Source organism: Chitinimonas sp. BJB300, assembly GCF_002735695.1.
In the GTDB taxonomy this organism is placed as follows: domain Bacteria; phylum Pseudomonadota; class Gammaproteobacteria; order Burkholderiales; family Chitinimonadaceae; genus Chitinimonas.
This window is the reverse complement of sequence record NZ_PDZH01000141.1, coordinates 1-8,698: the sequence shown is the minus strand read 5'-3', so window position 1 is coordinate 8,698 and position 8,698 is coordinate 1. Positions and strand designations below refer to the sequence as shown.

5 protein-coding genes, 4 pseudogenes and 1 other annotated feature are annotated in these 8,698 nt (G+C 48.9%); of the genes and pseudogenes, 4 read left to right on the top strand and 5 right to left on the bottom strand.

Translation table 11 applies throughout. The features are described 5' to 3' along the window. Window positions 1-144 precede the first annotated feature (144 nt). On the top strand, window positions 145-1,104 hold the full coding sequence (locus CSQ89_RS18025) for a sensor domain-containing diguanylate cyclase (protein ID WP_099407468.1): 960 nt from the start codon (window positions 145-147) through the stop codon (window positions 1,102-1,104). A 186-nt stretch (window positions 1,105-1,290) separates the two neighbouring features. Here the strand turns inward: CSQ89_RS18025 and CSQ89_RS18020 are convergent, their stop codons facing one another. Then, on the bottom strand, window positions 1,291-1,503 hold the full coding sequence (locus tag CSQ89_RS18020) for a hypothetical protein (RefSeq protein WP_139023143.1): 213 nt from the start codon (window positions 1,501-1,503) through the stop codon (window positions 1,291-1,293). 18 nt (window positions 1,504-1,521) lie between these two features. Between CSQ89_RS18020 and CSQ89_RS18015 the strand changes: the two are divergent. Continuing rightward, window positions 1,522-1,889: pseudogene (locus CSQ89_RS18015) on the top strand (transposase); the annotation flags it as partial. Continuing rightward, window positions 1,800-1,918, top strand: a sequence feature (AL1L pseudoknot). It overlaps the preceding pseudogene by 90 nt. Beyond that, a pseudogene (locus CSQ89_RS23290) lies at window positions 1,902-2,408 on the top strand (IS66 family transposase); the annotation flags it as partial. (Overlaps the previous feature by 17 nt.) 141 nt (window positions 2,409-2,549) lie before the next feature. Here CSQ89_RS23290 and CSQ89_RS18005 read toward each other — a convergent pair. The 4 genes and pseudogenes from CSQ89_RS18005 to CSQ89_RS17990 form a co-directional block, all read right to left on the bottom strand. After that, window positions 2,550-3,512, bottom strand: coding sequence for a DMT family transporter (locus tag CSQ89_RS18005; RefSeq protein ID WP_099407465.1), 963 nt, complete (start codon window positions 3,510-3,512; stop codon window positions 2,550-2,552). Window positions 3,513-3,678: 166 nt separating this feature from the next. Then, a pseudogene (locus CSQ89_RS18000) lies at window positions 3,679-4,245 on the bottom strand (IS256 family transposase); the annotation flags it as partial. A 95-nt stretch (window positions 4,246-4,340) separates the two neighbouring features. Next, on the bottom strand, window positions 4,341-5,426 hold the full coding sequence (locus CSQ89_RS17995; RefSeq protein ID WP_099407464.1) for an NAD/NADP-dependent octopine/nopaline dehydrogenase family protein: 1,086 nt from the start codon (window positions 5,424-5,426) through the stop codon (window positions 4,341-4,343). A 326-nt stretch (window positions 5,427-5,752) separates the two neighbouring features. After that, a pseudogene (locus CSQ89_RS17990) lies at window positions 5,753-6,517 on the bottom strand (IS6 family transposase); the annotation flags it as partial. 644 nt (window positions 6,518-7,161) lie between these two features. Between CSQ89_RS17990 and CSQ89_RS17980 the strand changes: the two are divergent. Continuing rightward, window positions 7,162-8,698, top strand: a 1,537-nt coding sequence (locus tag CSQ89_RS17980; protein WP_099407462.1) for a M64 family metallopeptidase, incomplete at its 3' end; no start/stop codon positions are given.

The window sequence follows — 8,698 nt, the reverse complement described above, 5'->3', positions numbered from 1 at the left end:
ACCATCGCCGACAAGCCCGTTGCTGTCGCCGCACCAAACGTGCTCAGCAAATAGTCGGTGTACAAATCGAGTTCTTTGTTCTTCATGGCGACAGGTTATCGTATGCACTGCGTAACATCAGTTACTATCTTGAGAGCTAGATCGATGCAGATTCCCGAAACTCCACCTAATGAAACAGCCAGGTTGCTGATGCTACATTCTCTTCAAATCCTAGATACAATTCCTGAAGAGCGATTCGACCGTTTGACTCGAATGACAAAGCGCTTTTTTGACGTACCCATCGCAGTTATCAGCCTGGTTGATGCGAATCGCCAATGGTTCAAGTCATGTTTCGGGCTTTCAGCTTCGGAAACGCCTAGAGACATTTCATTCTGTGGCCATGCCATTCTAAGAGACGACGTCTTTATCATTCCCGATGCGCTAGAAGACCCTCGTTTTGCCGACAATCCTCTTGTCACTGGAGAGCCGAATATCCGCTTTTACGCAGGGTGCCCTCTCCGCATTGCTAACAGCATAAATGTGGGAACGCTTTGTATCATCGATAACAAGCCACGCAGTTTCAATGCCAATGACGGAAAGCTTTTGTGTGACTTGGCTGACAAGGTTGTTGACGAGTTCAGAGTACACCGGATATCGACCATTGATGAGCTGACACACATTTCCAACAAGCGAGGCTTCTTACAAATCGGCAATACAACCCTTAAATTCTGCATAGATCATTCGCTTGCCGCATTCTTGGTATTCATCGATCTGGACAACTTCAAGCGCATCAATACCGCATATGGTAATGCTGAAGGAGACCGTATGTTGGAGGAGTTCGCCGCGACGCTAAAGGTCTCGTTCCGTGGGTCTGATCTTATCGGACGACTCGGCGGTGAAATGTTTGTCGTTCTGGTAATTGGGGAAGATAAAGAGAATACAGACCAGTTCATTCACAAGGTCGCAGAGGACATTCGAGTAAGGTATCAAAACACCGACCGACCTTATATTGTGGAGTTTTCTTATGACACGGTAGAGGTCAGGCGAGATAGGCACGCTAGTCTGGATCAAGTAATTGCTGAAAGGGATGCCTTGATGCAAACCCAGAAGGTAGCTATACGATAATGCTCTGTTGCCTCTGCTAACTTGTACATGGCAGCGAATCATAATCTGGTGCAAGCACGCTCTTTGCGAAGTTCGCACTGGTTCGCACCCTTACGCGCGAACCTGCGCACTGCGAACTGTCACGCTGTAGACTTCAACATGGGCTGAAACTTGTAACAGTAGGTTTGCGCATCAACGGCAATGGGGTTATCGGGCAGGCATGTTCAAGCCATTGATCACATCGAACCGGTGACCAATAAACCAGTCCAGTGCCGTTTGGGCTTCTGGTCTGCCTCTTAAATCCAATACAACATTGCGCAATTCCCCGGCATCGACGATCAGGCGGTGTGCGTAGATATAGATATCGACATGGACGGGTTTGATATCCTGAACCACCCCGGGTTTTGTGGAGGCTCCCACTCTTGAGAGAATGGCCCCATGAAGAAACCCGTCAAGTTTTCCCCCGAAGTTCGCGAGCGCGCTGTCCGCATGGTCTTGGAAAGCCAAGGAGAACATCCATCGCAGTGGTCTGCCATTGAATCCATTGCTGCCAAGATTGGCTGTGCATCTCAAACCTTGCATGGCTGGCTGCGACAGCACGAACGCGATGCCGGCCTGCGTGGCGGTCCGACTACGGCGGAGCAGCAGCGCCTCAAGGAATTGGAGCGCGAAGTCAAAGAACTGCGCCGTGCCAACGAAATCCTGAAATTGGCCAGTGCGTTTTTCGCCCAGGCGGAGCTCGACCGCCGCTTCAAGTCCTGAGGCGCTTTGTCGATCGACACCGGGAAACCTTCGGGGTCGACCCGCATCGGCGGCAAGTCTGCTGGGCGCATCTGCTGCGAGACTTCGCGCGCATCGCTGGCCGGTCAGGCGAGACGGGTCGACTGGGTAGCCGCTTACTGCAAGGAGGGTACGTACTGTTTTGCTGGCGCGAACAAGGTAAATCGGCGGCTGCCTTCGCTCCGCTACAAAAACGGCTAAAGCGGCAGCTGCAGGTGGGGACGGAACCAGGCGGCTGTCGCAAGACGGCGGGCACCTGCCGCAATCTGCTGGCGCTGTGGTCGGCCTTGTGGCGCTTTCTGGACGACCCGCGCATTCCGCCCACGAACAACTTGGCTGAACGGGCCCTGCGGGGGGTGGTGCTGCGGCGCAAAATCTCCTACGTCACCCGTTCAGGTCACGGCCTACGCTTCGTTGAGCGTGCCTTTGCAGCGGCCTATACCTGCCGCCGGCAGGGCATCGAGTTGTTCGAATTCCTGCAACGGGCGCTGAACGCAAAGCTGGGTAACACCCCTGCTCCATCACTGGTGCCTGCTGCTGGATGAGGGGTAGCTGAATAGTTACTCGTGCGCTCCTCCGGACTTTGTGCAACAGAACCGTTTCTCTCTATGTTTTCAGGTGAGGCTGCTTAGACCCACCACTGTGATGTTAAGGCCAGGAAGATAGTATTCGGGTCTTGATAACGGTTAAAAGCTCGATTTATTCAACAAAGCCTTCATCTTATGAAATATCACAGTCGTGCAGATAGTCTGCATGTGAGTATTATCAAGATTTTTCTTTTGATTTTTTAACCTTACAAGCATGCTGACGGAGGTAACAATAACAAAAGCCCCCACCCAAAAACTAACAGACGATATATTCTGCCAGAATATCCAGTCAAAAAAACCGGATGCAATAACCCCTGTAAATATAAATGGAGTTATTGCAGTCATATCTGAATATGTTAATGCCTTTGTCATGAAAACCTGAAATATCAGACCAAAAATTCCCACCATCACAAGTAAAAACAAGTCGAACCAAGACGGTAAAACCCAGTTATAAGCGAGGAAAATTGGAAGGATAATACTACTGGTTAGATGAAAGTAAAAAACAATCTCTGTGGCCGATATATTTCTGCTTAACTGTTTAATGCCTATATATGCCAGCGCTGCCAGTGCGGCGGCGGACAACCCTGCCAGCAAATAAGTGGCCGGAACCGTCTGAGAAGACGCGGACAGCATGATATACACTCCGGTAAACCCTGCCGCAGTGCATGCCCACACGGGTAGAGATGTTCTTTCTCTGTAAAACAGCAGTAGGAAAAGTGGTACGAGGAGTGAGGATGTATTCATCAGCAGCACGGACACGGACACAGGCAACCCGTTCAGGCTGTAAAACATCAATAGCATGCTGAGCAGGCCGGCAATGTTTCGTAATGTAAAGTACTTTCCCCTCCCTGATTTCAGATTTATGGATTTATTCTTCATAGCTAAAGGGGTGATAAATACCAACCCAATAAAAAAACGAAAAAAAAGTATTTCACCTGAAGGTATCTGATCAGAGGACAGTTTAACAAAAACACTCATCATGGCAATGCTGATATAGGCAATAATCACAAAAAAAACAGCCTTACTATAATCACTGATTTTAATACCGCCGGTGAAGCTCATTATTTAAAATCCTTTTTTCATAAAAAAAGAGCCTGTAAATCTTTCTGTGTAAATGCCTTTGGAATTATTGGTGGCCGTTTAGCCGGTCACCAAATTCAATAACGAAACGATTCAGCGCCATCCGCCAGTTTTGAATCGGCATCGTCCATTTCTTTGAAGCCTGTTCGATCGCAAGGTAAATCGCTTTGTTGATCACGCGTAAATTGTCACGGATTTTAATCACGATGCAGTCGAGATAAACGATGGGGTAAATGGCACCCAGCGGGCGTGATTGCCATTGGGTGATTTCCTCTAGCACGCGATCGGTGACGCGGGAAATCAAGGTGGCCGACATGTCTGCATCGTACATTTCCTTGAATGCCGCCACAATTTTGCGCGTGCTCAGCCCTTTGGCGTACAGCGTGAGAATTTGATCATCCATCTGCGTGTGGCGGGTTTGACCCTTCTTGAGGAATTGCGGCTCGAATGAGCCATCGCGGTCGCGCAGCGTATGGATGTTCACCTCGCCATGCTGGCTTTTAAGGCGCTTTGGCGTGCTGCCATTGCGCTAATTGCCACGTTCACCCACCGCACTGGCGTGTTTCTCGTAGCCGAGATGGTCAGTTAATTCCGCATTCAGAGCGGTTTCGACGGTGAGTTTGAGTAGCTCACGCGAAAGCGCATTTAAATCCGCTTCAGTTTTGATAACTTTAGCGAGTTCAGCGGCAATAGCCTGTAATTTTTGACGATCCATTGTGATGCCTGACATGAATTTTCTCCGGGAAGAGATTAATCGGCCAAGGGTATTTACACAATTTTAGTTACAGGCTCGTTTTGTGGGGGGATTACCTAAGCATACCCATTAAACAAAAAATTCCCTATGTCAGACTTATTCATTCCACCGAATAAATCTACGGATACGTTTCTTTCATTATAATAATTAGTTTTATTTAAAAGTGATGACAGTTCAATGATAGAGCGCATGACGCCAGAGTCATACCCCACATGCAGGCCAAGTCCATGCCATTGATTTATAACATAAGGTACGTCCTGCGAAATATATCGCTCATTCATGGATCGAGGACAAAGCTTTAGCCTGTTATGAATGGGGGATTGGGTGAAAAAATCATAATATGAATTATATTTAATGGAATAAAATGACTCCATTATTTCCAGATAGCTATGTAATTCAAAACCATATTCTAGAGCGATTTTTCTTCTGTCACAATCAACAGCCTCAACAACATGGGATATTTCATGAGTTATCCCCTCTCTGTAAAAATAGAATTCTTCTTCGCCATGGCCTATTCTCCCAGCATTTAACAGCATAACTGTCGGATGGCTTATGGCACTGGTTATATTTAGACCGAGCTCAATAATGTTACTACGCTCTGTTAGTTTTGTCGGGAAGGAATCTCTTATCCTGTCGATAATAAATCCGATGTTTTTTGATGGTATCGAGGCGATATCCATGGACTTTTTAATATCGATAATATTTACCCGCCCGGCTTCGATTGCCCTGCAGGCATATGGCAAAGAAGCGAGGTCTGCAAGATAAACATCTTTTTCTTTTTCAGCTTCTTTTAATATTCGGTAAAAATAAATCGAGCTGAAATTCCCCGCTAGTGTCAGAACTATTTGTCCGGATTTTAAATAAGGTACCATTTTTTTAAACTGCGAAATATGTGCATGAGTTGGCAGTGTTATATATATTATTTCAGCGTCTTTCAGCGCTGCCTCAATGCTCTTTGTCATGCAATGAATAATGGCTGCCCCACTAATTCTCCCTTCAATGGTTATGGTATTATTCGCTATATTATCAAGATATCCTGGATGATTTTCATCTGCATATATTGTCACTCTGTGACCTGACATTGATAACTGGGCTGCAAGTGCCTGCCCACCATGACCACAGCCTATCACGGTAATATTCATATTTCTCTCCGAATATATTTATCTCACAACTGAAAATTCATTACAGACAAGAGGAGTGTAAACCCTAGGTCCTAGACCCAATTCCAGGGTCAACCGAGGGAAGGATGATTTACAAAAACTTAACTAAGCTAAAGAATGAGGAGGTTTCAATTGTGCTGAGCAATCAAGCCGAAAGTCGGGGGTTTCCGGTCAGGTGGAGAAAATACCTTCTTTGCCTTATGTAAAGCTACATAAAACATACAGCAACCAATAAAAAGCTGTGTACAAACAACGGTTCCGTTGCAAAAAGGCGAGAGGAGCGCACGAAGGGCGAGGTTCTGGCCTTTTCAGGCAACCGCAACCACAGGGGTATCTAGCAGGCTCGTGACGTGTTCGATGACTTCAGCCAGGGCATTGAGTCCCAGACCGAACGCCCGCTCCACCAGACGCACCTCACCCCGGATGCCGTCCTGGATCTGAAAAGCCCGGGCCTGCCGTTTCTTCAGCGCCCGCATCACATCAAATCCCTTGAGGGTTGCATACGCGGTCTTCAGTGACTTGAAGCCCAACGTGGGTTTGATCAGGCGCTTGAGTTTGCGGTGATCGGCCTTGATGACGTTGTTCAGGTATTTCACCTGTCGCTGCACCAGTTCAGCGGGACAGCGGCCTACCCGCTTCAATGTGGCTATGGCTACGCTATAGCTGGCAGCCTTATCGGTATTGGTGACCGAAGGACACTCCCAGTCCTTGCAGCCCTTGAGTGCTTTACCGAGGAAACGGGTCGCCGCTTTGGCGGAGCGGGTGGGCGAAAGGTAGAAGTCGATCGCGTTGCCTTCGTGATCGACCACACGGTACAGGTAAGCCCAGCGCCCCTTGATCTTGATGTACGTTTCATCGACCCGCCAGCTGCTACCGGGATGACGCCAAGCCCAGCCCAACCGTTTCTCGATCTCGGGTGCGTAACGCTGGACCCAGCGATAGAGGGTAGTGTGATCAACAGGGACACCGCGTTCATCCAGCATTTCCTGGCGTTCGCGGTAGCTGATCCCGTAGCGGCAATACCAGCGGACGGCCCAGAGAATGATTTCTCCTTCGAAGTGGCGCCATTTGAAGTCTAGCTATCTGCATAGCAGAGACCGCCCCCTAAGCGGAGCGCCAGCACGACAATATTTATTGCAACAGCGCCGTCTTTCGTCCTGACACGCCACTGACGGCGACTCGGCCTCACCCTGGATCAGGCTGATTTCACTGTAGTCAGGCCATCGCGGCAATCACGCGCATCACCGGCGGAAACTTCCGCTTGCTTCATCGCCTGTTCGTGCAGATCGACCGCATCCTGCGCATTAATGACCTGGCTGTAATTATCGAAGATGTTGTCGAAGCAGCGCGCAGCACCCTCGTAATCTGCGTCACATAGCGCTGGAATTTTCCCGCCATTTATCGCTGAAGATCACACACTTCAGGCGCTAACTAGATAAATTTTCTTATTGACATGCCATTGTCATGTAAATATGCTGTCTCGCAGTATCGCATGTCACTACATCGAGCTGTTTAGTGCACGTCGTTTCAAATAACCAATTTGAAGTGAAGCTATTTGGGCTGCGCCCAATACGCGGGTGTTATGTACAGAAATACTGTCAGATTGCGGTGACTAATGTGTATGCGAGGTGGATCGGTATCGCTTCAATAGGCGCACACAGTACACGCTGTGCTCATAGGCTTTGTTGAATTAAGTCAATTAAGATAGAAGGGCCACATGAAATTTTATTCAACCACGCTATGGCTGGGCGTTGCTGTACTGGGCCAGATGGCTTATTCAGCCGACAGCTTACTGCTACGAGTCACTCAAACCAATTATCCTGGCGCTAGTGATTATGCGTTGACTCATGCTCAAACTGGTGATTTTTCCACGACACTTAATACCCCAGAAGCAAGCGCATCGGACATCTACGTCGTGGGGCGTGATAGCAAAAGTAAAGAGCTATTCCGCATCAGGGTAGAGAACCCAGCTGTTTTGCATGCTGAATCTTTTGACCCAAGCACGGGGCAGATTGAGCAAGTAAAGTCGATTCTGCAACCTCAGACTGCATTTGAAGTGCGGGTTCCATCTTCTGAAAAACTGGATCGCATTGAGCTGGTATCGACACCTGTCCGCAGCGTGCCAAGTAACAGGATGGCCGCGGATGCAAGCGCAGTGAGCGCAACCACCACCACGCAATTCAGCCGCAAGTTGATTGATAACCTGATTAACAAACCACAAAGGATGATGTTGGATGCTGCACCTGCGAACACCACGATGCTCCATAACACGGGGTCATCTGCCAGCCGCTTGGATATCGTATTGATTGGTGATGGCTATGCTTCCCACGAAATGGGCAAGTGGGCTAATGACGCCCAAAAAGTGAAAGATGGCATTTTGGCTGATCCATTGTTCGCGTCCAAGCGGGACCGCATGAATATCCGCCGGGTGGATGTGGTAAGCAATGATTCCGGTGTGACTGAACTGGATAAAAACATCCGCAAGGACACGGCTCTAGGTGCGGTAGTAAACGGACGTTTAGCTTACCCTGACACTTCCAAGGTGTTCAATATTGTGGGGGCGGTGACTGCTGCAGATGCGCGTGACCTGATCGTAGTGGTTGCCAATACAACCCGTTACGGTGGCGGGGGCGGTTCTGTGGCCACGCTGACGTTGGATGAATACGCTGTCGAATTGGCGTTACATGAAATAGGCCATACACTTTTTCACTTGGCTGACGAATATGACTACGGTGATTGCTACAAAAGCACTGAGCCAAGCGAGGGGAATGTAACCTTACAGCCTTCGCGTTCGGCCGCGAAATGGGGCAATCTGATCCGCGCTGATGTACAAATCCCGACACCGGCTGACCAAAAACTACCTAATGGTACGGTAGGCTTATTCACTGGTGGCCGTTATTGCGAACAGGGGATGTATCGTCCTACCGAGAATTCGCGTATGCGTACCTTGGGTCAACCTTGGCATATTGTGAATGAACGAATTGCCAGTGCAATAATCGATAGCTACTACAAGCCGGGTGGTACTGGTACTGGTACTGGTACTGGTACTGGTACTGGTACTGGTACTGGTACTGGTACTGGTACTGGTACGGGTACGGGTACGGGTACGGGTACGGGTACGGGTACGGGTACGGGTACCATCAGTAAGTACGACCGCAGTGGCAAATACAAGCAGGGTGACATTGTCGACGTCAATGGCAAGCGCTACACCCTCACAGTGCGGGTCAACAACCAGCCAGGTGGCGATTACTGGA

Bases quoted from the DNA above. Each gene is read 5' to 3' on its own strand.
- CSQ89_RS18025 (WP_099407468.1), top strand. From the start codon at position 145: ATGCAGATTCCCGAAACTCCACCTAATGAAACAGCCAGGTTGCTGATG.
- CSQ89_RS18005 (WP_099407465.1), bottom strand. From the start codon at position 3,512: ATGAGCTTCACCGGCGGTATTAAAATCAGTGATTATAGTAAGGCTGTT.
- CSQ89_RS17995 (WP_099407464.1), bottom strand. From the start codon at position 5,426: ATGAATATTACCGTGATAGGCTGTGGTCATGGTGGGCAGGCACTTGCA.